Here is a 22,943-nt window from a genome sequence, read left to right on the forward strand (position 1 = left end):
AAATGTGCCCGGTTATTCAGATTCCACACCGTGCAGTAACCGGTAGACTGCGCCAAATGCCCTTACGCTGACACTGATCATACAGGCGCTTCCCTTTAAATGAAGTGAAACCTTTTTATCCATAAGATACTGGGGCAGTTTTTGTCTGACATATTTTTTTATTTTTCTGCAGTCAGCGGCAACATAATTACCGTTCCGGCTCATTGCAGCAGCCATCCCCATCAGATCAAACAGATAGTGGTTTTCAAATAATTTTTTATACTGTGGATACCTGCGTGAATAGATCCTGCAGTAATCCTCAAACATCATCATTGCCTTCTGGTATGTTCTGTCATATCCACAATTGCATACACCTGATTTTCTCTGCATATAATAATATTTCGTTTTTGTTCCGCATACGATTCTGCCACATTGCTCTAGTACCCGGCAGAACATCTCATAATCTTCCGCAAAAGACAGTTCCGTTGAAAAACGGATTCCGTCAAGAACCTCCCGTCGAAACAGTTTATTCCAGACATAGGCACGCAGATAGCATCTCTCATGCAAAACACCAAGTGCTTCTCTTCCGTTTAAACAGACCACATTTCTTGGACTTTCAAACCTTTTTTCCACACCGGAATCATATTTGTACCATCCGGAACATGTGGCGATCTGTGCTTTATATGTTTTTAAAAGCCCGGTCAGGTAGGTATACATATCCGGATCTAATATATCATCCGCATCAACAAATGCAATATATGCACCTGTTGCCTCCTTCAGACCTTTATTTCTCGCACCAGACACTCCTTTATTTTTTTCGTGATATACTTTTATACGCGCATCTGCACCCTGGAGCCTGTCACATATCTCTGCAGAACCGTCATTAGATCCATCATCGATCAAAAGTATCTCCAGATCCGGATATGTCTGACCCATAATACTCTGCACACAGCTTTCCAGATAATTTTTCACATTATATACCGGCACGATCACACTGATCTTGTCTGTCTTTTTTGTCATGTTTTTCATACTCCCTTTTTATCTGAGATATAGCTGTTCTCCTGCCCCCTCATTTGCAAAACGTATCTCCGCTTTTCCTCTGCATCTTGTCAGCTTCAGATAATATTTTCCCTTTCCATCCTGCAATCCTGACAGTGGAAATATAATTTTTGCTGTTTCATGTCCGGATAATGTCCGGATATCATAATCTGCCGTATAAACATCTTCTGTTCCGTCCACATTTTCCTTAACCAATGCAAGTTCTGCTTTATCACAGATATTGGAAAATCCGGTATTGGCTATCTCAATTTCTATTCTGTCTGTATAAAATACAGCTTTCTCTGCCACAAAACGATATCCCAGGTGTGCACCAATATACTGGTAGAAACTGCCCCATTCCCCATATCCCATCTGTTTCCATTGGTCTAATATCTGCCCCTCATAAATGCTGTTGAGATATGTAACCCGCAAATCTTTCAGCGAAAGCAGCATTTCTTTCACAGGTGCCTCCTGCCCAAAAAGCACTTCCCCACCAAACGGAACCAATCCACATGTTTCCCGCATATAAACCAGTTCATCTTCAATGCACCAGTCCTCTGTCCACACACTGTCATCACGATGCTTCTGTCCAAAGGTCCCCATATGATTTTCTGAGCCAAAGATCGCATCATCAAATACTCCAGGCGCCAATTCGCCATCCTCTCCTGCCACTGCCATACGGCAGAAAGACGGTTTTCTGAGTGCGATCTTAATGTCCGGTCCTATCGCCTCTCTCCACGCTGCATAGAGTTTCCTGATGTATTCCTGATCCAGAAACTTAGATCCATGCATTTCCCCCCAGTTACCGATAAATAATCCCTGTGTTACAAAGATATCATCCTCATGTGCACGCACAACCGCTCCCATCTGCCTCATATGTGTTAAAATCATGGAAAACAACGTCGGTTCCCGTTCCATTCCTTTCCCCTTTGTGTCATACAAGACACGCAAAATGACCTCTTTCCCGTAACAGTGAAAACATTTTAAAATTTCATCAGCATACGCAAGTGCTTCTTGCGGAAGCTCTTTTCCCCGATATGCCCCGATGTCAAATCGTACCAGCACCAGTGTCTCGTCATCCCAGAAAGGCTGATATAAAAGCCCATCCGTATCTCTCTTATCCAGTGTAAATGTGTAAATATGATACCATCCTCTGCCCGGATTTGCACATTCTTTTCTGCTCTCTTCCGGGAATCTTACTGTAAAATGTTTTTTATTTCTGTTCTTCCAGAAAAACATCTTCTTTCCCTGCCCCCGCATCAATTTTTAGTACTTTTACACGGAATACTACTCCGATAATTGAAAACACCATACGAAACATGTAAATAACCGGTTTCAGTCCGGAATGCATACTGACCCCCGTCTGCCTGTTATGCATGACTGCCGGTATCTCTTCCACCTTAAATCCAAGCAGCAGCATCTGAATGATCATATTTGCATCCGGATATTTATCATCAAAATGCTTGTATTTCGAATAATATAAAAATGCCTTCCGGCTAAGTCCCTGCAGTCCGGTTGTCGGATCATATATATGACGTCCTGTCGTCATTTTGATCATCTTACGGAACAGCGCATATGCCAGTTTTTTTGTCATGGAAACCGGAAAATCAGAACTTTCCTCCATAAATCTTGATCCAAGCACAATGTCCGGATATCTGCCATCCGCATCCTTCTGCCGGAGTCTCTCATAAATTTGGGGAATATTGCATACATCATGCTGTCCGTCTGCATCCATCTGTATCACATACTTATATTTCCTTCGTATCGCATACTTATAACCGAGCTGTAAGGCACTGCCGTAACCAAGGTTAAACACGTGCGTAACTAACGTATGTCCATGCGCCTTTACCACCCAGTTTGTTGAATCCGAAGATGCATCATTCATAACAAGAATATCGGCAATAGACGCTATTTCCGGCTTTTCAAGTTCACAGAGCACTGCTTCGATATTCTTTTCCTCATTGTATGCAGGCATAATAATCAATAACTCTTTTTGCTTTTTCATTTCCATTCCAATCCTCTTTTTTGCTGCATGTATCTTTTCCGTCAATCTGACAGTAACCCGGTCAACAGTTCCATATCTTTCTCAAAGACAACATTTTTTTTGAGAGATGCCTCCCCGTACCGTTTTCTCATTGCCACATCTTCCACCATTCTGCATACAGCATCACTGACTGCTTCTGGTTCTAATCTGCATAAAATACCATCCACACCATCTTTGATCTGTTCACGGCTGCTCTCCGACGCAATTACCGGAAGTCCAAGTGTCTGTGCCTCCTGTATCGCAATGCTTTTTCCTTCAAATCCGGTTGCATGTACATAGATATCTGCACCCTTATAATACGGATACGGATTTTCCACAGATCCACACAGAATAAAATCTTTCTGTAAGCCAAGTGACCCGATCAACCGTTCGAGTTCCCTTCGTTTTGGTCCTTCCCCAAGAACATACCAGCGGACATTTTTATGTTTCTCTTTTATCATTTTCATTGCACGTATTGCTGTTGGATAAGATTTTTGTTCTGTGAGCCTGCCGACCGTCAAAAGCCTGATACCGTCAAAATCATCAGAAAATCCACCGGGCTGCAACGCCTTTGTTTTTATTTTTTCTGTATTGATGATATTATGAAAAACCTTTGTCCGTCCACTGCATTCCGGATAAACCTTCAAAAACTGCTGCTTTATTTCTTCCCCGATTGGAAAAACAGCATCATATTTCAGATAACAGTCACGGTCTGACTTCCTTGTATATCCTGCTTTCGTGTAATCAATATGTATGAACGCAGCCTTTTTCTTTGCATGGACGTGATCTGCAACATAATATGCCGATCCCCCCTCTAAATATGCAACCGCAAGATCATATTCTTCCGCAAACCGCTCTCCTCCATCAGACAGCACACGCCAAAGCAGTTTATCCGGTAAAATCTTACGTTTCTTTAACATATCTGCAAGCAATGACAAAAGATACGGCATCAGGCGGAATATGGTTCCACGGACAAACATGGTCTTTAATATTGTCCTGTACATGAAATATCTTCCCTCTTTCTGCAGAACAGACAAGGGCTGATACGATTTATTTTTCAGTATCACTTCTCCCGGCAGCCGCTTTACCAGTTCTCCCTGCCCCATCAGGACATAAAGAGATATTTCATACTGTACATCTTTTGTTTTTTCATTTTCCTTTATCAGTTTTTCAAGCAGTTCTAAAAGTGCCATCTCCGCACCGGCTCCGCCTAACGTATTAATTACGAACAATATCTTCTTTTTCATCCACAAGCACCTTCAGCTCCTGCAATATTCTTTCATTTTCCTGATTGAGCAGCGATACCTGCATCGCCAGTTCCTGATTTTTTACTACCACAACTGACACTGCCATACTGATCTTAAACAAAAACAGAATTATAACAGCAAACACCGTAAACATAAGCAAAACGATATTTTTTGCCCCACTCCACAGATAACAGACATCATCCAGGCTTACAACGATACCCGCCACAAGTAATGCCAGCGAAACGATCGCCCAGCCAAGTCCGATCCCATCTGTGAGTTTCTGTCTTGCGTACATAAACAAATCCATAATAAGCAGAAATATACCAAAATCTATCATCAACACTTTTAATATCATGCCCTGATCCCCTCTTTTCTGTCATAACTTTTTGCGGAAGGTTTTTTTCCTCTTTTTATTTTAAATAATTCACCCTGGCAGAAAATATGCACATCCATATGTCGTTCCACCCAGCGAAGTCTGAAATATCCAACGGTAAACCCAAGGAAACTTCCCATGACAAGCCCCGCACCATACCAGAGGTCAGGGAGTTCCTTTGAAAACAGCGTTCCAAAAAAAGTACCCATGCAAAAACATACCGCTGTTAAAAGTGCTCCTGTCATGTCATTAAAATAATACAGAAAAATCAGTTCCGCGTACAGCAGGAAAAGAATAAAATATCCGGCTGCAAGACAAGGATAAATCTGCATTACAAGCCCTGAAAATCCCATTCCCGGCAGCAATATCACACAGAGCAGATAAAGCACAACCGAAACGATAAACTGGATTCTCACAAGATTCATAAGCTCGGCGGCAAGCTGGCGGAACATTCTGTTTTTGGCATTGTTGATATCTTCCCATCTTCCACCGATAACAGCCTCCGAATAAGCCTTGTATCTCTCATGAAAATGCATTTCCACGCGGCTGATAAAAATAATAGTCGACGAAAGATTCGTAAACATTGCCAGACAGGTTGCCATATCATATGCCGGCGCATAGACAAATGTATCTGCCACCGTCATCTTTAAATCCGTCGTCCAGAATACAAAATTATGTATATAAAGTCCTAACGTATACAGCAGATTTGTTGCAACAAGATGCCAGTAAATTTTAAAATAGCGAAGCACCTTGCGGTACTGATGACTATTTCTTTTAAAGTAACTCTTTATGGTTGCTGCTGATATTGATGCTGTCAGAAAAAATCCGATCGTAAGTGAAAGCAGCATGCTGTATATGATATCTCTGTGAAAGACTTTTACGAGCAGCCATGCAAGCCCAAATGCTGCCGCCATTCCCATCAGGAAAAATAAAGATATTTTCTGGTAGTCTTTGCAGATTGACAGATACAGCATGGAATAAAATACCAGCAGAAGCGAAATAAATCCACAAAATCCGGTAAACACAAATACCAGATCCACCTGCCCCTTCAGATACTCTCTGATACAGAACGGAATCGCAAACAGACACCCAAACACGATATTCAGAAACAGTCCGACTTCATAGCATGGCAGGATATCTTCGTATTTCTCCTCATAAATAATATCGGACATATATCTCGATAATACAGCATTAAACGGCGCCGCAACCAGCAGGGAAAATATAAAAATATAAAGTACCGTGCCTGAAAATAATCCTCTTCTCGCATATCCCACCGTCTCATAGCCAAGGAAGTGACTCATCAGCATCACATTGCCGATCACAACAAACATTGGTGCGATCGTAACCATGGTACTGTACCCAAAGCCCGCCAGATTTGCAAGGATCGTGCGCCTGTCATATATTTTCTGAAGTTTTACACCAATTCCAGCCATAGATCACACATCCCCTTTCTTTCCCTGCTCTCTGTCTGCATGCTCAAACTGCCGGTAGATCTGCCGGTACGTTTCTCTCATGTCATTTACAAGATACCGGCTCCTTAGTCTCCGGTAACCGTTTTCTCCCATACCGATTCTCTTCTCCCTGTGCCGTGCAAGATCTACCATCGCGGCGGCAATCTCCTCCACATTCATGATATGTGTGATGATTCCTGCCTCCCCAAACGAATCCCCTTCGCCATAGATCAGTCCTCTGCAATTTCCTACATCCGTTGCAATCACCGGCTTTTTCGCAGCAAAACTTTCCAGGATCGTAAGCGGCTGTCCCTCACTGATACTCGTGAGTATGGTCATATCCATTCTGCCAAGATACTCTGTCACGTCAACTTTTCCCGTAAAGATCACATCTTCCACACCAAGCAGTTCCACCAGTTCTAAACATTCTTTTGCATATTCTTTTTCTTCATCCGATGGTCCCATGATCCATAACGCAAGTTTTGGTGCCTCTTTTTTTGCATAAGCAAATGCCCGGATCATCGTTTTCACATCCTTGATCGGCGCAATTCTGAGCACAGCCCCGATATTGATCATATCATCATCTTCTCTCTTTTCCTCAAGACATCTGACAAATCTCTGTGCATCAATACCGTTCGGCGTAATTTTTATTTTTTCTGCGGGACATCCAAGTTCGATCTGAAGTTCCATGGCATGCTTGTAAAGGCATGTTACCTGATCTGCATACCGGTATGCAAGCAGTGACATTTTTTTAAACTGTTCAATCCAGATATTTTTATAGATACCACCTACCCACTTTGCACGGATCAGTTCCTCCTCCCGTTCCCTGGTATAAATTCCATGTTCTGAAACCATAAGCGCACATCCATATCTTTTCTTTGCCATGCTTCCGATCACCCCTGCATACCCGGTTGCAACACAGTGATACAGATCTGCTTTGGGCAGTTCCATCTTTAAGGTCAGAAATAGCGGCAGATAAATGGACCGCATCGTCCACAAAAAATCAGAAAAGACAACCTGTGAATACTTAAGCTGATAACACTCCCGCACTGCCTTTAAAAAATCTTCTCCCATCAAAAGAGCATTCAGTGAAAATTCTTTCTTTTCAAATAATGTAAACAATGTATCCCACTCAACGTTACGGTTTAAAAGTAAGGATCGCAGCGCCTCATATTCTGTCTGATTTAAGTGCAGTTTTTTATTTTTCTTCTGTTCTACCCAGTCATAATCTTCCAGATAAAGTTCATAAACTTCTGACACATTTTCCGGCAGTTCATACACAAATTTTCCCCGGTAGGAACGGTTTGCCACGATCGAAAGCACCACAAATTTGATCTCCGGAAAAGATTTTATCATGCTGTTGATCCAGCTCGACACACCACCTACCACATAAGGATAACATCCCTCTGCTACAATACATACTTTCATTCTCAATCCTCGTAAAAAAACAATTGTTTTTCTTCTTCCTCATTCAACCGGATCGTTACCTCATCATTCTCTGCACAGATCAGGTAAACACCATCCTCAACTGCAGAAAAACTTCCGCCATGCATTTCTTCTATTTCACGGCTTCCCGTATGCAGTAAGAACCATGCTTGCTCCTCTAATCCATCCACATGCAGCGAAATCGTATTATCTTCAGATTCCACGGAATAGGAAAGTGCAAAGAATCTGCGGATTCTCTGGTCACTCTTTGAAAGAGTCGTCTCATCAAACACCATATACGGTTTCTGATAAGTACAGATGTTAGACGCCGCTTCCTTCGAAAGGACCTCCCATGCATCAGCTTTTTTCTCCGGATACGCTGCCACAAGCAGATCCCACACTGTATTGGAATATCCCAGCGCTGTCTGAATGCATCTCTGTCTGAAATCATCCATAAATGTGTGATTTACGCCGTCCCCGGTAGCCCGCTGCAGCGTCACATTTTCCTTGGCAAAAGAAATGACCGGTTCATCGTAAGTCTGTGATTCCGGGGTTACAACTGTCCTTATTCCGCCAAGTTTATCATTTTCTAAGGCATCACCAAGTTCATTTTCATTTTCCAGGAATAAAGACTGAAAACCGTAATCCGGTGCCTCTCTTTTCCAGAACTGTTCATCCTGCTCCATTTTTTCAGACAATCCGGTATCCGACACATTACCGGAGGAAAGCCCGGCTTCCCCATACTCCTCTTTCAATAATTTCAGATAATATGCAACTTCTCCCTCCCTCGGTTCATTTTCATCATTATAATCAAACTGTGGTGTCATCATACAAGTCAGTTTTGCATCGATCTTTCGTTCAATTGAAACCAGAGACGGCCAGATAATCTCCCGAAACAACGCTTTCTGTGACTGACTGTATATTTTTTCCATATTATTTTCATTTTCTGATGCAAATCCCGGATAATTTGCGATCACAAGATTTTGTGCATTAACCACCGGATAAATCTCAAAGGAAGATGCTTCTGCCATCATTGCATCCAGGATTCCAATACCGGAATTATCTTCCAGATAATCACCATTCACACAGAACACACAGGCATTTTCCAGTCCGTTTCTCCATATGATCGCAGGCTGTCTTCCACTGTCCGGCCGGACATCTTCTAACATTCCAACCATATAGCTTTTGGTTCCCTCACCCGTCACATACCACGGAACCGTAAGATCCATATCCTTATTTTTTTCTTCTTCCTCATCTTCCGCCTGATAGATGACTTCCCCGCCAAGCAGAAATCCTGCAAACAGATGTATGCCCTCGAGTGTTACTTCTTTCTGTTCCACATAACGGATTCCAAGCAGTTTTCGCAAACTGTTGTTCTTCTCGATCTCATCCGCATCCGGAAGTCCTGAAACCACAACATTTACACCATTTTCAACCGCATCACTGACCGCATTTATATTCTCCCTGTTTTCCAGATATGTTCCATCTAAGACCAGAACATCCGGCAGATCATCTTCATCATCCATGATAACATTCAGGGAGTCTGCGGTCTGAAAATCCCGCTTACTGTATGTACACCACCATTTTACCGTGTTTTTTGTTTTTTCACTCTGTCCGGCATAAAAAACCTTTGCCGTTTTTTGTTCACTCTGTCCGGATGCAGGAAACATATCCTTTTCCGTAAGTTCTGTCCGGGCACTCTCCTGATATTCATTGATTCCATATTTACTGAGTTTATCTTTCATCACACCCGTAAACTGAAACATAAACAATAAAATAACGAGCATGATAGTGATCGTAGCAAAATTTCTCCGGGATACCATCACATTTTCCTTTCCAGATCCATCTCTTTTGGCATCTGCTATTTTTTCTGCCGGCAATAGAATATATGATCTTCAAACATCCTATTGTCATTCATTATATCCATAATCAATCGAAAAATCATATAAACTGTAGGTATTCTGTTCTACCACATAACAGACAAAATCATCTGTTTCATAATACACCTGCATTTCTTTTCCATACAGTTCCATAAATGCCTGTGCCCAGTAATACATCCTTGACATTATGATCCATCTGTTTTCACCCTCATAAACGGAAATATCATTTGCTGTCGGCAGCGGTTTTTTTGCTCCTTCTTCCGAGATCCGCTGTCCGCTTCCCTCATATGCTACAGTATAATCAAGCGGTATCTTCTCAATAAAGAAATATACACGGTCTGTCGGCAATGTCAGATTTCCGTTTACCGCATTTCCTTCCATACTTCGTAAAAATGTGATCGTCTCCTCGTGACGCGCATAATCTTCCATCATTCGCAGTTCATCATTTGCAGAACAGATCGTATATTTATACTTTTCGTTTTCTCTTTTTATATTTGCCAGACAAGTGATCGCCGAATTTGACTGCAGTGCTGTTACGATCGACGGTGTACGGATCTGGTTTCCATTGACCAGTACCGCAACCAGGGCGGCTGAGGTCAGCAGTGAGACCAGATTCATCCAGATATCATGCTTAAAAAATCCAAAGACCAGTGCCACTATGCCGTCTGCTCCAAGCCCTATCGCTGCCGGTATCATGTAAGCCACATATATACTGCACCTGCTTGCATCCATAATATGCGGCAGTCCAAAACGCCATGCACTAAGAAAAATCATCAGAAGCAGCAGTCCAAATCCGGTGGACATCAGCATTGATCCGTAGTCACGTTTTCCAATGAGCACAAATAATAATCCTCCTGCCAGACAAAATCCCTCACAGCCAAAAATGAACATCATCCACTGGTCACTTGCCTGAAGCATTACAACATTGTGCACTCCCGTCCAAAGATAATCCAGACCGTTCTTTGCAATATCAGTGATCCGGAACCGTACCCTTTCCACCAGCGCAGCAAACGCTGACGTTTTTACCTGCGTTGTTTCCGGCATCTGTACATTGTCTGTGCTATTACCGGACACTGTCTGATTCATTGTATTTCCGGCCGGACCCATGCTTTCCGTCGTGCCCTGGCTCAGTGCACCCGTTGTATTCATTTCTTCGTTTTCATTATCTGTAACATCTGTTTGTTCTTCCTCATTGCCTGTATTACTGCTGCCATTGATCACGTTAAGTCCCCAGCCAAGTGATCCCTGCAATGGTGTTCCCTGTAAAAATGCGATTCCCATCGGCAGCACTGCTAAGAAAATACTTAAGATACCGGTCGCAAGTACCCGGAAAAAATATTCCTTCTTAAAAATACGAAACAGATATCCCCCTGCGATACCGATGCAGAACAGACCTGCTACCATGGTGTCATAAAAATGCACAATAAGTGTAAGACCAAATCCTGCAACAAATCCCATCAGATAACGGGTACTTTTGCACTTCCAGGTTTTTAATCCGGCAATATTTTTTTCTTTTCTGCATTGATCCACTTCTGCTTTCCGCTGTCTTAAAAAGGCAAACATAAAGTAAATTCCCGGCAGAATAAATATCATACCAAATTCCTGTGGCAGGGAACTGTAGTAACGGGAATAGGTATTCCTGTTAAAAAATGCTGCAAGCACATAAAAAAACACAGCTCCCCATGCGCAATATGATGTTCTGCAGCATGCTTTCAAAAATGCCAGCAGTGCATAATGGATATATAAAACCTGCACTACATAAAAAAGCCGGAGTAGAACATATGTTTCTATTCCTGTTACAGCATGAATATAATAGATCACACAATGGAATCCAAACGGATAAATCCCAGCTACAAATACATCATTATTTCCCATTGCATTGATCCAGTAATTGTGCACAGGTATATCGGATGCACAATAACCGTATGTATGGATCATATTGGTGCCATACATCACAAGAACCGTTGCAGTAAATACAATAAACAGCACTCCATCAGCAAAATGTCTGATGATCAGTCCACACATTCTTCTGCACAGCTTCTTCACCTTCCTGCCAATCCACTGGACTATCTCAAGAAGGAGCAGCTTGATGCCAAGCGTCTCCCGGATGACATGCGATGTTCTGTTTCCTATGACGTGCCCGATTTTTTTTGGTGAAACTCTTTTCGTACGGATCAAGGATACAATAACCGGGAGAACACTGCCCAAAATCAGTGTGAATCTTCCAGAAATATGAAGTAATTGAAGAAATAATACCAGATTGATCAGATAAAAATGACCTAATACAATATAAAAGAAAAACCTGACACTAAATATTTCATCTTTCAGCCTGCGATGCAAAAGCAGTGCCGGAACCGCTATAAAAAGCCCGGTATAGATCACAAAAATGCTGATAAACTGTAATACAGTCAGAACTTTCATCGACACTGCCATCACCTCCTTCAGCTAAAAATACGAATCAATTCCAATGTTTCTCTGTCTATTACAATATCGGATTTTTTTAATTTTTCCAATTCATCAAAGAAATCTTTTTTGTTTCCCTCTGTAAAATAAAGTTTTAAGTAGCAGGTATAGGTTGATAACTCCTCCGGATAAAGTTCCCTGCTCTTATCGCACCAGTATTTCATGCGCTTGAAATCCTTTATCTTAAGAAGCATCATACAAAGCCCCTCAATATAGGAAACCTGCAGTTTTTCCTGATATTTTTCATTCAGGAAGCTGCATGCCTCTTCCATCATGTCAATATAGGTCTGCTGTTCCTTTTCATGAAACACCTCCTGGATCAAAACTCCATACATGTACTCGATCAGGATACATGCTGCTTCTGCCGCATCGCATCCATCCTGTTTCATCTGAAGGTAAAGTTCCTGCGAACGCTTTCTGAAATCATTCAGTGCATCCCTTAATACCGTGGCGGCATAATGTGACGTTTCTGTGTCCTCACTGTTTAATGCAAGTGAAATGGATGCCAGGGAATTCTGTACATCTCCACGTACTACGTTCATTACCAGTGTTCTCAAACTGTCCTTATCACTGATCGCAAGTGCTTCCTCGATCGGTACTAAATTTCCTTCCCTCTCCTCATCAGCACGAAGATGTGTCTTTACACGCTCTTTACTGAAAATAACATCCTCAAGATCTACATTCTGTCTGAAAAAGACCTTATTAAACACCAGTCCGGCAAAAAAGAACAACGGTCCCACCACCGGACACAGAAACATAACGATGCCTTTCATCAGTATATCTGTTTTTTTCCCTTCACGTCTGCCCAGACTGCTCCATACCACGTAAAAAATAGTAACCGCCATATTGATCAAAAGGACGATACAAAATCTCTTTTCCGTAACTGTCATAAAAATATATCCTCCTGAATCTGACAGTACACTCCCTCTTTTTCAAACCTTTCTCTTACCATATCTGCATCCTTTGTACTGGTATTTGCAAGAAGTGCATACATTTTTCCGTCTTCAAGTTCACCGACATAATCACTTTGTCTCAAGAGTTTTGTAAGCCGTCTGCCAGTCTCTTCACGGTCTTTTTTCTCTGTGTCCACAGAAAGCAGTGCACACTGTGTCAGACCCTTATCCCTTGCCTTTAAATATGCCTTTACGAGGGATGAAAAGGCTTCCGGTTCCAATATATTTGTTCCCTGTATGTATCGCTGCTGCTCTAACGCGGCAATATAACGGTTTGCACGCACCACCGCATTCTGGATCAGATAGCCGATAACTGTCAGCATATTTGCCTGTCCTAACGTCATCCTTTCCCACGGAATCCCCCAGATCATCAGTATCAGCTGCATCTCATCTTCTGAATAAATGGCATTCGCCATAAGCGGATACCTTTCATCCATATTTTTATTAATATAAACCTTCTTCCCGGCAAGAACCGTATACATGGCATCCATCTGGCTGTAATTGATCGAATTACCAAGACTGCGTGCTTTTGCTGATGTTGCAGAAAAAAGACGTGCATAAGAACGGTTCGCCACTGTATAAATTGCCACATCCTTGCTTCCCATCAGTCTTGCAAGCACTTCCGCTGCATAAAAAAGTACCTCACATGGTTCATACTGCTCAAGACTTGACGTGATCTCATATAGTTTTCCAAAACTGTCATTCTGATTTACGATCTGATTTGCAAGAATCTCTTTTACCCTGACATTGCTGACATTAATATCTGAAATATCATCCAGCTGCTTGGTTAAATATGATACCTCATGCTGCTGTTCCTCTCTCATCGCGCGAAGCTGGTCCCTTAAGTAACCTACTGCCAGACCTAAGATCAGAAGCTGTGCGATCCAGACATAGGTATTATAGTCAAGCATGACATCAAATCCGCTTCTGTGATACATCTGCCGGAAACAATATCCCGCCACGGCAAGCAGCGCAGAAAACGTTGCCTGCTGCTGTCCATACACAAGTGCAAACAACAGCACATACAGAAGATAAAAATCAATATTCTGAAAATATTCACTTCCAACTGCCCGGTTATTTAACATAAAAAATGGGATAAAACAAATAAGGTTTTCCATAAAAGGGATCAGATTCGTTATGATTTCCTTTGTTCTGCTGCCAAATCTTTGAAACAAATACCCCTTTTTTCTCACTATATCCGTAAATTCTGCTGCATGCCTGCCAAAATAAGCCGCAATCTTTTCCACATCAGTCCCGGCATGATGAATCACACGAAGCCCGAACTCTTCCTCGTATCTTTTACCGGAAAGCATAACTTCCCGGTCTTTTTCGTTTTCTTCTTCTATGACACTGACCCCGGTCTTCATTCCCGCAGCAACTGCCTTAGCAAGGTCATACCGTGATATTTTTTCCCCGGAAGACAGTTGATACAATGTGTGTTTATGCTCCTTTGTCACCATCATCTGGTAAATAAACTCCACTGCATCAGCCTCGTGCAAAAGCATTATTTTTTCATTCTGTGACGCAATGATCTCACCGGTATTTACAGCCTCTAAGCACATCTTTGCGCAGATCGTATCGGTATCTTCTTTCTTTCGTATCTCCCCATACAGATGATCAAGCCGGAGAACCACAATGTCATTCCCCATCCGTGCATAATTTTTACAGATTTCTTCTCCGATGGCAATTGCCTGCCCTCTCTTGCTGCATGCCCCGGTAAGATCGTCCTCCTTCATAAGACGGGCATTTTCACCATCAAAAACACTCTCCGAAGAAAGATAGACAAATCTGCCTTTCTTTAAAGCTATATAATTCATCAAAATATTCGTAAGTCCGGCCGCGTAGGATGCCGCTGTATTTTCCACCTTGTTCCAGGAGAAATTATGGTCGTATGCCCCCCAAAAAACAACCACCTGTGGCATGATGCTCTCTAATACCTCCCGCACACAGGCATCCTCATACGAAAAATGATACACTTCAAATACTTTCTTTAAACTATACCCTTTCTTTGGTTCCTCCGTCAGAACGAATACCCTGTGTCCTTCTTTATTCAGCCTGTTAATCATAAGGCGCATGAAATTTCCGCCATTTCCAACCAGCAATATGTTCATATCTGTCCCATCCTCAAATAATACCCTGTTGTCTTAACTCCATCATAAACTGTTTCACATCACTTTGTGCACCGGAGAATGATAATTCATATTCTTTTGCAAATGCCTGTACGATCTCATCTTCGGACATTCCTGAAATATACGCACGATAAATATATGCACCACACTCGTTTAACATGAACGGTTTTTTATATTGTTTTCCCTGCTCCATATCCAAAAGCCAGTACGCCCCTGCCGCATGACGTAATTGATACCGTTCTTTCATCTAAATCATTTCCTTTCTCTTTCATGAAAAAAACTGCTCTGCAACAGTAATTTTTCCAATATATACAACCGAACCCGTCATAAAAATTCTACCGTCTTCCCCAAACTCTATAAAAAGATCTCCACCGTGCATATGTACGGTCACTTCATCTCCCACCAGCCCTAAACGGTGAGAAGCTGCTGCTGCCGCACAGGCCCCGGTGCCGGAAGCAAACGTATAACCTGCTCCACGTTCATAGATCTCAACCTGTATATTTTTTTCATCCACGATCTGGCAAAGCTGCATATTGATACGATTCGGAAAATATTTTGCATTTTCCACATACGGTCCTAACTGCATTGCCTTCTTGCGGTCTACCCGTTCAAGCATGATAACACAGTTAGGATTGCCCATGGATACACAGGTTGCATTATAAAAATTATCGCAGAAAAATATCGATTCTCCCACGACTTCTCCTTCAAATCCAAGTGCCGGGATCTGTTCTGCCTCAAATACCGCATATCCCATATCCACACGCATGCGCTCTCCAGCATCATCCAGAAAAGTTACAAGCGTATCCCCCGCCTTTGTGGTCAGATAATACTTTTTTTCTTTTACATAGCCGGCATCTTTTAAATATCTTGAAAAAATCCGGATGCCATTGCCGCTTTTTTCAGCTTCACTTCCATCCGGATTAAAAATTCGTACTTTAATTTTTTTATCTTCAATAAGCGGTCCGTACAAAATCCCATCTGCACCGACGCCAATATTACGTCTGCATAACTGCTTTATCAGTCTTTCGTTTAAAACAACGTCATTTTTCTTTGGATCGAAAATCAGATAATCATTGCCAACCCCATGATATTTGCGAAGTATGATTTCAGACATTCTGATTCCTCTGTTATTTTCCTTATGATATCATATGCAAAAAATAAATAACGGTTACTCTACTCCCCCATTTTCAAAGAGACGATGGATATTCTCTGCCTTTTCATGAAGGATCTTGTCTATCTGTTCTCTTTTCACACCATCTAAGTCTTTCTCCTGACCATACTGACCTGAATATGCATTTGTTGCTCTATTGTAGTCTTCCTGCATATTTTCGTCTGCAGTCTGTTCCTGCTTACTTTCTGTTTCCCCAGTCTGCATCTGTTTCATTGGATCGGTCTGTGCTCTCGGAATATAATTCACATTCCAGTACTTGATAATACTTCTCGCAATCCGTTCCTGCTCATTTCTTTTATCGATCATATCTTTCATCATCACTGCACCACACTCTGTTCTGGTTTTTGATACCTTTTTATTTTAGCACGAAACTCTTTGGAAAAAAAGTTAATTTCTGAATAAAATTCATCTGTTTGAAGCATGCTCTTTATGGTAAATACGAAATTCCGGAGGAAAACAGCATGGCTTCTTATAAAGTAGAAATCTGCGGTGTCAATACCGCAAAACTCCCCATTTTGAAAGAAGAGGAAAAAGATGCTCTGTTTGCGCGAATCAAGCAGGGAGACAACGCTGCCAGAGAAACATATATCAAGGGCAATCTCAGACTGGTATTAAGTGTCATCAAACGTTTTTCCGGCAACCACGAAAATGTTGATGATCTCTTTCAGATCGGATGTATCGGTCTGATCAAATCCATCGATAACTTTGATCCAACGATCGGTGTAAAATTCTCCACCTACGCAGTACCAATGATCATAGGTGAAATCCGGCGCTACCTGCGCGACAATAACTCTATCCGTGTCAGCCGTTCCCTGCGCGACACTGCCTACAAGGCAATCCATACAAAAGAGATTCTCTCAAAATCTGAAAACAAAGAACCGACTCTTGACGAAATCGCAGCCGAATCCGGCATTTCCAAAGAGGATATTGTCTTTGCCCTTGATGCCATACAAAGCCCGCTCAGTCTTTATGATCCGGTCTATACTGACGGCGGTGACACACTCTATGTCATGGATCAGATCAGCGACAAAAAAAACCGGGAAGAAAACTGGATCGAAGAACTATCCTTAAACGACGCTCTTAACCGGCTGAACGAACGCGAAAATTATATTTTAAAACTTCGTTTTTTTGAAGGCAAAACGCAGATGGAAGTGGCTGACGAGATCCATATCTCACAGGCTCAGGTCAGCCGTCTGGAAAAATCCGCCTTAAAATCCATCCGTCATTATCTGTCGCTTTAACGTTCCCACTTATTACACAGGGCATTGATCTGATCTGCAAATTTACCAAGTTCTTTGTTTGGCATTCCTTCGCATTTATTGATAACCGTAAGAAGCCTCTGTCCCGCAGCAAGCAGTCTTGCAAATACATTGCTTGACGCACGGCTCTTCTCCATCGTCTTTTTCTCTGCCCGTTCCCTGGAACCTTCACGCACCAGTTCACCTGTTGCAAGGTCAAATGCGTCTCCCGGGAACGGTGCATATGCATCATATCCCAGAGCATCTTTCAGATGGTCTGCAAACTGCTCTGTGACTTTATCCTCCCCATGTACCACAAATACTTTTTTCGGTTTGTTTTCAAATGATGCCGCCCACTTTGTAAGCTGTTCCACGTCCGCATGTCCGCTGATACCCGGAAGATTCTCGATCGTTGCTGCGACCTCGATCGTCTCTCCAAAAAGCCTGACTTCTTTCGCACCATTTAAAAGGGAAAAGCCAAGCGTTCCAGGTACCTGGTATCCTACAAATAAAATCGTGGAATCTTTTCTCCACAGATTATGTTTCAAATGGTGGCGGATACGTCCCGCCTCACACATTCCGGATGCAGAAATAATAACTTTCGGATCATCATTAAAGTTAATCATCTTCGATTCATCACTTGTGATCGCCATTTTAAGTCCCGGAAATCCGATCGGGTTAATCCCCTGCTGCACAAGTGCTCTCGCATCTTCATCAAAACATTCTTCCACGCTCTTATTAAAGATACTTGTAGCCTCAACCGCTAACGGGCTGTCTATGTATACCTCAAAATTTTCAAATTCAGGCAGCAGATGTTCGCTTTTGATCCTGCGTATAAAATAAAGCATCTCCTGCGTTCTGCCTACGGAAAATGCCGGGATGACCAGATTGCCTCCCCGTTCATACAGCGTCTCTTTGATCACTTTCGCAAGGGCGATCGCAAAATCCAGAGGTGTATTGTGTTTTCTGTCACCGTAAGTTGACTCCATGATCACATAATCGGCATCTTTGATATATTCCGGATCCTTGATAAGCGGACGGTTGCCCGGCCCGATATCTCCGGAAAATGCCAGTTTTACCTCTGTTCCGTCATCATCCTGTACCCACATTTCAATGCTTGAAGATCCAAGCAGATGACCGGCATCCACAAATCTTACTTCAAGTCCGTCACAGACTTTAATCTTTTTCTGATAATCACACGGCACAAAATGATTCAGCACGCTCATCGCATCATTCATATCGTAAAGAGGAACTATTTCCGGTTTTCCGGCTCGTTTTGCCTTCCGGTTACGCCACTCTGCCTCAAACATCTGGATATGTGCGCTGTCTTTGAGCATAATGTTACACAGTTCATTAGTCGCTAACGTACAGTAAATTTTGCCGCGAAAACCATGATTGTATAAAAGAGGCAATAATCCGGAATGGTCAATATGTGCATGTGTCACAAACACATAATCAATCATTGCCGCATTAACCGGTATATCCTGGTTCGTGTATAGATCCGGTCCCTGTTCCATTCCACAGTCCACCAGTATATGCTTATCTGCAAATGACAGATAATGACAACTGCCCGTTACCTCATGTGCTGCGCCTAAAAATTCCAATACCATATGAAGTCCCCCATTCTGTCTGCTTTTCTTTCATTATACTATTTTTCAGCTATATGCACAATATTATTTCATATTTTATAAATTTTTTAATCATTTTGTCATTTTGCACAACAACATAAAATGGTGTTTTATTCCAGACGCACGATTTCTTTTTTCAATCTTCCCATGATCTTTTTTTCCAGTCTGGATATATAAGACTGGGAAATACCAAGCATATCCGCAACCTCCTTCTGTGTTTTTTCTTCACCGTCAATCGTGTTTAATCCAAACCGCAGTTCAATGATCATCCGTTCCCTTCCGGAAAGCTTTCCAATTGCGGTCTTAAGCAGCCGATGTTCCACATCCGTTTCAATGTCATGGTAGATCACGTCCTCGTCAGTTCCTAAAATATCTGAAAGCAGCAGTTCATTTCCATCCCAGTCAACATTTAGGGGTTCATCAATAGACACTTCCATTCTTGTTTTACTGTTTCGCCGCAGATACATCAGGATTTCGTTTTCAATACATCTCGATGCATAGGTCGCCAGTTTAATGTTTTTTCCTGGATTAAATGTGTTGATCGCCTTGATCAGGCCGATCGTGCCGATCGAGATCAGGTCTTCCACCCCAACACCGGTATTATCAAATTTCTTTGCAATATAAACCACAAGTCTCAGGTTGTGTTCGATCAGGCGTTTCCTCGCAAGCTGCCCGCTTTCATCACTTGTGAGCATCTCTATACATACCGCCTCATCTTCACCTGCAAGTGGCGGTGGAAGTACCTCTGCACCTCCGATATAATGCACTTCATTCTTTTTCTTTCGAAAAATACCAGGAAATATCATTGTTCTTATCTTTGGTATCGCAAATTTTATGTACATTCCCAATTCCACCTTAATTTTTATTTTCACACTATATGCCATGCGGCATAATGCTTGATGCATTCAGAATCATTTCATATTCCTTACCGTCAAATAACATTTTATCTGCCGTTCCGATCGCCGCATTCTGGATCTTTACCGCATGTTTTCCCTGGAAAATTATCATTTCATCCACATTTGTTACCGCAATTAACCCATTCTTTTCTCCCAGTGACCGATAGGGCACAAACCGTACCAGATCTTTTTCCTTTGAAAAGATCTTTTCTGCTGTGGTTTCCGATAAAATACTGATTTCCTGTCCTGTATACGGGTCCATCAGCTGATTTCCGCTATCCCAGTATGCATGCAGTCTGATATGTCTTTCCCCTTTTTTTAACTCCGCAGGATATATATGATTTCCGTAAATGCGTCTTTCTCCAAAACAGATCACTGCCGTAACCACTGCCGCCGTCACAACAAATATCTGTAAAACCTCATTTTGTGTAAATATCTGCTGTTCTAAGAGCCATTCCAGTGCTCCTCCCTGTATCACACACATAAAATAGGTTACAACCCAGTTTTCCAGATAGCTGCGCTTTCCTTCCCAGCCAAAACACAAAAATACCATCCCCGTATTTAAAACAAAATGTGCGATCAGCAAATACAGTATCCTGTTTCTTATAAAACAAACCAGAAACAGATGAAACAGCGAAAATATAAGCGATACTGCAAACAACCGCCCGGCATGTATTCTCCGTTTCAGCAGACAGTTGCATCCAAGTATTGCCATATAATCCATGAACAGATTTTCAAGCAGGAACACATCTGCATAAAATACATATATCTCGCCTCACCTCTTTTCTCAGATTCTTTTGCATCTTTACTGCCATTATAAAACGTATAACATTACTTTTTTGTCAAAACAGGAACTGCAAATCCTAAAAATCATCCCTTATTTTCGACAAGTGATCATCTGTGCTATACGAAAAAAGAGATCTACACATTTTGTCAATGCATAAATCTCTTTTCTGATGTACATAATTATCTTATATTTATTTTCTTGAATTTTTAAGGAAATCCGGGATTTTAATATCCATCGGCTGTACCGTACTCTCTGGCTGGCGTGGTCTTTGGATACCGGAGAATGTCGGTGTTGTTGCCTGTGTCTGCGTATGTGCCTGTACACTTGCACCAAGATTTGCTGCCTGTCTGTTAATTCCAGGTGTTCCAACCGGTCTTGTAACGTTCGCAGTATTTCCATAACGGAGATCCGGCATGATCTTGCTCTTTGGTGCCGCCTGGGCATTCTCAAGTCCTGTTGCGATAACCGTGATGGTTGCTTCATCTGTCATGGACTCATCATACTTCGCACCGAAAATAATATTGGCATTATCACCTGCAAGATCCTGAACATAACTTGCGGCATCGTTCGCATCCATCAGGGAAATATCACCGGATATATTAATGATAACATGAGATGCACCATTGATCGTTGTCTCTAACAGTGGACTTGCAACTGCAAGTTTAACTGCTTCGATCGCCTTGTCATCACCCTTTGCATTACCAATACCGATATGTGCCATACCCTTGTCCTTCATAACTGTGGAAACATCGGCAAAGTCAAGATTGATCAATGCAGGCAGATTAATGAGGTCTGTAATTCCCTGAACAGCCTGCTGCAACACTTCGTCAGCCTTCTTCAAAGCATCCGGCATAGTTGTACGTCTGTCAACAATCTCCAAAAGTTTGTCATTCGGGATCACGATCAGAGTATCAACGCTCTCTTTTAAACGGTCAATACCGGAAAGTGCATTTAACATACGCTGTTTTGCTTCAAATTTAAATGGCTTTGTCACAACGCCGACCGTTAAGATTCCCTGCTCTTTTGCAATCTTAGCAGCAACCGGTGCTGCACCTGTTCCGGTTCCACCGCCCATACCACAGGTTACAAAAACCATATCCGCGCCTTTTACTGCTGCAGATAATTCTTCCATGCTCTCCTCAGCGGCTTTCTGACCGATCTCAGGCTGTGCTCCAGCTCCAAGTCCTTTCGTCAGCTTCTCACCGATCTGAATCAGTGTCGGTGCTTTGCAGAGTGCCAAAGCCTGTTTATCCGTGTTTACCCCGATAAACTCGACTCCCCCGATACTCTCATCAATCATTCTATTTACAGCATTATTACCAGCTCCTCCTACTCCGATCACGATGATCTTTGCACTGGTATCCGCTTCTGTTGTCTTAATCTCCAGCAAGGTAGTTCCTCCTTCATTTAGCTTAAAAATTTACAGCTAAAAAACTCATATACACTATAATATAATTTTTCTTACAATTAATCAACTGATTTTTCAAAAAAGATTACACTTTTTTTTACAGATCTGCACGGTCAAACACAATATCTGTCGTATCCGGCGTCCATGTTTCTAAATGAAGTATACCGGACAGTCCCGACAGTTGTGGCATAATTGCGGAAAGTCTTGCAATTTTCTGTGTCAGATAATCCTCTGAACCAACATTGACTGTAATCGTTCCGTAGGTAAGCTGTGGCTGCATTGCACTGTCATAATGGATCTCTTCCGGTTCCAGCTCATATTTTTTCAATAATTGTGTCAATGTCAGAAGATTTCTCAGCAGATTCGAATCCTCAAGCGGCAGTTTTTCATATAAAACCACACTGTCGCAGGTAACGCCTGTGATCTTTGGCACTCCCTCGATTACATCCGATGAAGTTTCCACAACAAATCCGTCTTTATCAAAATATGCATACTGCCCAAGTGTATCTATATAGAAACTTCCGAGAATGCCTTTTTCCGTAACAGAAATCCGCAGTGTATGTGGATCATCCAGTGAAATTTCCATTGTATCTACAAACGGCACCTCTCCGATGTCCACAAACCGGTATTTCAGGTCTACATACAGGCTGTTCCACGAATAATCATCATCCAGCACCATATTTTTAATCTGATCGGCTGAATAAAGACTGTTTCCTTCTACAACCACATTCTGAACTGTAAACACCTTTACCACGATCAGTGCAGTAAGTGCTGCCAGCATCAGAACCACTAAGAATATACAGGCTCCAATTTTTCTTCTTTTTTTTCTTTTTCTCTGTTCTTTGATTCTCATA

20 protein-coding genes are annotated in these 22,943 nt (G+C 42.0%); 1 reads left to right on the forward strand and 19 read right to left on the reverse strand.

Annotated features, from left to right (window positions below):
- Positions 1-12: 12 nt before the first annotated feature.
- From DW650_RS02320 to DW650_RS02385, 14 genes are read right to left on the reverse strand one after another with little or no spacing between them, the layout of a single operon-like run.
- Positions 13-999 (reverse strand): glycosyltransferase family 2 protein, encoded by a 987-nt coding sequence (locus tag DW650_RS02320; RefSeq protein ID WP_243102838.1) that lies wholly within the window; start codon positions 997-999, stop codon positions 13-15.
- Between the two features lie 18 nt (positions 1,000-1,017).
- The gene (locus DW650_RS02325) at positions 1,018-2,256 is read right to left on the reverse strand and encodes a DUF4874 domain-containing protein (RefSeq protein WP_118208971.1); all 1,239 of its coding nucleotides are present in this window, start codon (positions 2,254-2,256) and stop codon (positions 1,018-1,020) included.
- Positions 2,231-3,028: a glycosyltransferase family 2 protein gene (locus tag DW650_RS02330; protein WP_118209041.1), complete on the reverse strand. Its 798-nt coding sequence runs from the start codon at positions 3,026-3,028 to the stop codon at positions 2,231-2,233. The genes DW650_RS02325 and DW650_RS02330 overlap by 26 nt, the downstream gene beginning before the upstream one ends.
- A gap of 35 nt (positions 3,029-3,063) precedes the next feature.
- Positions 3,064-4,287: a glycosyltransferase gene (locus DW650_RS02335; RefSeq protein WP_118208972.1), complete on the reverse strand. Its 1,224-nt coding sequence runs from the start codon at positions 4,285-4,287 to the stop codon at positions 3,064-3,066.
- Positions 4,259-4,642 carry a DUF2304 family protein gene (locus tag DW650_RS02340; protein ID WP_118208973.1) on the reverse strand — a complete coding sequence of 128 codons (384 nt, stop codon included), beginning with the start codon at positions 4,640-4,642 and terminating at the stop codon, positions 4,259-4,261. Before DW650_RS02340 ends, DW650_RS02335 begins: the two co-directional genes overlap by 29 nt.
- Positions 4,639-6,093: an exopolysaccharide Pel transporter PelG gene (gene pelG, locus DW650_RS02345; protein ID WP_118208974.1), complete on the reverse strand. Its 1,455-nt coding sequence runs from the start codon at positions 6,091-6,093 to the stop codon at positions 4,639-4,641. The genes DW650_RS02340 and pelG overlap by 4 nt, the downstream gene beginning before the upstream one ends.
- Before the next feature lie 3 nt (positions 6,094-6,096).
- A complete protein-coding gene (gene pelF, locus DW650_RS02350) occupies positions 6,097-7,539 on the reverse strand; it encodes a GT4 family glycosyltransferase PelF (protein WP_118208975.1) in 1,443 nt (480 codons plus the stop codon).
- A 2-nt stretch (positions 7,540-7,541) separates the two neighbouring features.
- Positions 7,542-9,416 carry a DUF2194 domain-containing protein gene (locus tag DW650_RS02355; protein ID WP_243102839.1) on the reverse strand — a complete coding sequence of 625 codons (1,875 nt, stop codon included), beginning with the start codon at positions 9,414-9,416 and terminating at the stop codon, positions 7,542-7,544.
- Between the two features lie 30 nt (positions 9,417-9,446).
- Entirely contained in the window at positions 9,447-11,849 is a 2,403-nt protein-coding gene (locus tag DW650_RS02360) for an amino acid ABC transporter permease (protein WP_118208976.1), read from the reverse strand.
- Positions 11,850-11,857: 8 nt separating this feature from the next.
- Positions 11,858-12,769 (reverse strand): hypothetical protein, encoded by a 912-nt coding sequence (locus DW650_RS02365; protein ID WP_118208977.1) that lies wholly within the window; start codon positions 12,767-12,769, stop codon positions 11,858-11,860.
- Complete coding sequence (locus DW650_RS02370) at positions 12,766-14,943, reverse strand: NAD-dependent epimerase/dehydratase family protein (protein ID WP_118208978.1); 2,178 nt, start codon at positions 14,941-14,943, stop codon at positions 12,766-12,768. The genes DW650_RS02365 and DW650_RS02370 overlap by 4 nt, the downstream gene beginning before the upstream one ends.
- Before the next feature lie 13 nt (positions 14,944-14,956).
- Positions 14,957-15,208, reverse strand: coding sequence for a PqqD family protein (locus tag DW650_RS02375; protein ID WP_117919213.1), 252 nt, complete (start codon positions 15,206-15,208; stop codon positions 14,957-14,959).
- A gap of 21 nt (positions 15,209-15,229) precedes the next feature.
- A complete protein-coding gene (gene dapF, locus DW650_RS02380) occupies positions 15,230-16,075 on the reverse strand; it encodes a diaminopimelate epimerase (protein ID WP_117919211.1) in 846 nt (281 codons plus the stop codon).
- A 54-nt stretch (positions 16,076-16,129) separates the two neighbouring features.
- Positions 16,130-16,438, reverse strand: a complete 309-nt coding sequence (locus DW650_RS02385; protein WP_241070973.1) for a hypothetical protein — start codon at positions 16,436-16,438, stop codon at positions 16,130-16,132.
- A gap of 155 nt (positions 16,439-16,593) precedes the next feature.
- On the opposite strand from DW650_RS02385, the gene sigG reads away from it, so the two are divergent.
- Positions 16,594-17,373 carry an RNA polymerase sporulation sigma factor SigG gene (gene sigG, locus DW650_RS02395; RefSeq protein ID WP_118208980.1) on the forward strand — a complete coding sequence of 260 codons (780 nt, stop codon included), beginning with the start codon at positions 16,594-16,596 and terminating at the stop codon, positions 17,371-17,373.
- Here the strand turns inward: sigG and DW650_RS02400 are convergent.
- The 5 genes from DW650_RS02400 to DW650_RS02420 form a co-directional block, all read right to left on the reverse strand.
- The gene (locus tag DW650_RS02400; RefSeq protein WP_118208981.1) at positions 17,370-18,980 is read right to left on the reverse strand and encodes an MBL fold metallo-hydrolase RNA specificity domain-containing protein; all 1,611 of its coding nucleotides are present in this window, start codon (positions 18,978-18,980) and stop codon (positions 17,370-17,372) included. The genes sigG and DW650_RS02400 overlap by 4 nt on opposite strands.
- Before the next feature lie 128 nt (positions 18,981-19,108).
- Positions 19,109-19,840: an RNA polymerase sporulation sigma factor SigE gene (gene sigE, locus DW650_RS02405; protein WP_117919201.1), complete on the reverse strand. Its 732-nt coding sequence runs from the start codon at positions 19,838-19,840 to the stop codon at positions 19,109-19,111.
- 31 nt (positions 19,841-19,871) lie between these two features.
- Positions 19,872-20,663 carry a sigma-E processing peptidase SpoIIGA gene (locus DW650_RS02410; RefSeq protein ID WP_330414569.1) on the reverse strand — a complete coding sequence of 264 codons (792 nt, stop codon included), beginning with the start codon at positions 20,661-20,663 and terminating at the stop codon, positions 19,872-19,874.
- Positions 20,664-20,871: 208 nt separating this feature from the next.
- On the reverse strand, positions 20,872-22,071 hold the full coding sequence (gene ftsZ / locus DW650_RS02415) for a cell division protein FtsZ (RefSeq protein WP_118208982.1): 1,200 nt from the start codon (positions 22,069-22,071) through the stop codon (positions 20,872-20,874).
- A gap of 115 nt (positions 22,072-22,186) precedes the next feature.
- Positions 22,187-22,942 (reverse strand): cell division protein FtsQ/DivIB, encoded by a 756-nt coding sequence (locus DW650_RS02420; RefSeq protein ID WP_117919195.1) that lies wholly within the window; start codon positions 22,940-22,942, stop codon positions 22,187-22,189.
- Position 22,943: the final 1 nt, after the last annotated feature.

The organism is Roseburia sp. AM23-20, assembly GCF_003470905.1.
Classification (GTDB): Bacteria; Bacillota; Clostridia; order Lachnospirales; family Lachnospiraceae; genus Roseburia; species Roseburia rectibacter.